Below are 2,458 nucleotides of genomic sequence, written 5' to 3' on the forward strand. Positions count from 1 at the left end.
CATGCCCTGCCGATGGGTGCAGGATCGAGGGCACGCGATGCGTGATGATCATACCTATGGTGGGCCGGGCGGCGAGCTGCGCTGCCAGGATCTGGTGGAGCTTGTCACCCTGCACCTTGAGGGTGGGCTGGGTGATCGCGATCGCGCGCGGTTCGCGGCGCATCTGGATGCGTGCGAGGGCTGCCGGGCCTACCTCGACCAGATGCGGCGGACGATCTGGCTGACCGGCCAGCTCGGGCCGCCCCGGCTGCTCGCCGAGGAGCGGGCGCAACTGCTCGCGCTCTTCGGCGCGCTGGGCGGCCAGATCTGAGCGTTTGCTGAGAGCGGGCGCTCTGCCGTTGACGCTGCATCACTGGGCCGGGTACAATGCGAGGGAATGCGCAACTCCCTGAACATCCAGCTTGACCGGCTCGCCAGCGACCGCTGGGCCCGTCGCGGCGTGCGGATCCTGGTGCGCTCGGTGTGGCTGGGCCTCTCGCTGTGCTGTGTGGGCCTGGGGGCCAGCCTGCTCCTCGGTATGCCGTTGCGCTGGCAGTGGCTGGCCGCGCTCGGCCTGACATGTGTGGCCGGCGGAGCCCTGCTCGTGCTGCGCCCGCGCATGTCCGCCGGCGAGGTGGCCCGGCGGCTCGACCGGCGCTTCCAGCTGAACGAGCAGATCGCCACCGCCCTGGAGCTCGGCGCGAGCCCGACCGGGGTGGAGACCTACCTGCTTGAGGAGTCACGCCGCTCAATCGGCCAGATCCGCCGCTACACCGGCAGGCGCCAGGGCTTCCCCTGGGCCGAGGTCGGCCTGATCATCGCCCTGCTGATCGTCCTCGGCGGCATGGCGATCCTGCTGGGCATCGGCGGGCAGGGACCGCTGGCCGCGCCCGAGCCGCTGCCGCCCCTGGCCCAGCCTCAGGACCCGGCCGCCCAGTTCCCCGACGAGCCCTTCACTGCGCCCGGCGGCCAGCAGCCCGGCCCCGGCACGGGCCAGGCCCCCGCCATCGGCGACCCCGCCGCCCTCCAGGCGCTCGCCGACGCCCTGCGCGACCAGAGCGTCACCCGCCAGGTGGCCGAGTCGCTCGACCAGGGCGACCTTGCGGGCGCGGCCCAGGGGTTGCGCGAGCTGGCCGACCAGGCCGGGCAGATCTCGCAGCAGGCGCGCAACGATCTCGGCAGCGCCCTGCGCCGGGCGGCCAGCCAGGTTGAGGCCAGCAGCCCCGACCTGGCCGCGCAGCTGCGCGCCAGCGCCGACGGCCTCCAGTCGCGCGATGACGCCCAGGCGGCCCAGGCGCTTGAGGATCTGGCCGGGGCCGTGGAGCAGATGGGCGCGGGCCAGGCGGCCCAGCCCGGCGATGGGCAGCAGCCCGGCGCCGCCCAGAGCCCCGGCCAGGGGCAGCCGGATCAGGGCCAGCAGGGCCAGGGCAGCAGCGGGGCGGGTGACTCCAGCCTACCCGGCGAGCAGCGCGCGCAGACCTCCGAGCGACTCGGCGTCGATGGGGTGCCGCTTGAGCTCGACGCCCAGGGCGATGCCACCACCCCGGCCCAGGGCCAGGCTAGCGGCGACGACGGCGGGAACAGCGACGGCGGCAATTTCTCGCAGGGCGGCGCGAGCCTCGGCACCGACCCGGTGCAGGCGGCGGACGACCCCCAGCTCATACCGGCGGATCTGCGCGATGTGGTTCAGGACTATTTTTCGCCGTAGGGGGCGAGGAGGGTCTCAGGGAGGGCTTGCCCTCCCTAAAAGACCCTCCTCGCGTGCCGACGGTCCACTCTTCGACGAGGCCTTCCTGCGGCGCATGGAGCGCATGAGCCTGCAGGCCCAGCGCACCCTGCGCGGCAACCCCTCCAGCGGCGAGCACCCCAGCCGCCACCAGATCCCGGCCAGCATCTTTAGCGACCACCGGCCCTACAGCAGCGGCGACGACCTGCGCTACGTCGACTGGAACGCCTACGCCCGCCAAGATCACGTCCTGCTGCGGCTGGGCGAGGCCGAGCAGGATGTGAACGTCCACCTGCTGCTTGACGCCTCGCGCAGCATGACGCTCGGCAGCCCGCCGCGCATGCGGCTCGCCCAGCAGCTTGTGGGCGCCCTCGGCTACCTGGCCCTGGCCCACAGCGACCGCCTGCAGATTGTGCCCTTTGGCCCATCCGCCCTGCCCGCCTTCGGGCCGGCCCAGGGCAAGGCGCGCATGATCGAGATGCTGCGCTTCGTCGCGGGCCTCGCGCCCCAGCCAGCGACCGGGCTGGCCTCCGTGATCCGCCAGCACGCCCGGCGATCCCCCCAGGGCGGCATGATCGTAATCTGCTCCGACCTGCTCACCTCCGATGGGCTGGCCGAGGGGCTGCGCGCCCTCGCCCCGCCGCGCTGGCAGACGCTGGTGCTGCACCTGCTCGACCAGCGCGACCTGCGGCCCGACATCCAGGGGCCGGTGGAGCTTGAGGATAGCGAGACCGGCCAGCGCCTGGAGCTGAC

General features: G+C 73.2%; 3 protein-coding genes. All 3 read left to right on the top strand.

All coding sequences use genetic code 11. The features are described from left to right. Positions 1-37: 37 nt before the first annotated feature. Positions 38-310, top strand: coding sequence for a zf-HC2 domain-containing protein (locus K2Z83_RS00730; protein ID WP_220593267.1), 273 nt, complete (start codon positions 38-40; stop codon positions 308-310). 66 nt (positions 311-376) lie between these two features. Then, a complete protein-coding gene (locus K2Z83_RS00735) occupies positions 377-1,687 on the top strand; it encodes a hypothetical protein (protein WP_220593268.1) in 1,311 nt (436 codons plus the stop codon). Between the two features lie 103 nt (positions 1,688-1,790). After that, a partial coding sequence (locus K2Z83_RS00740; protein ID WP_255603050.1) for a DUF58 domain-containing protein occupies positions 1,791-2,458 on the top strand: 668 nt, incomplete at its 3' end.

It is taken from the genome of Oscillochloris sp. ZM17-4 (assembly GCF_019599295.1).
Classification (GTDB): domain Bacteria; phylum Chloroflexota; class Chloroflexia; order Chloroflexales; family Chloroflexaceae; genus Oscillochloris.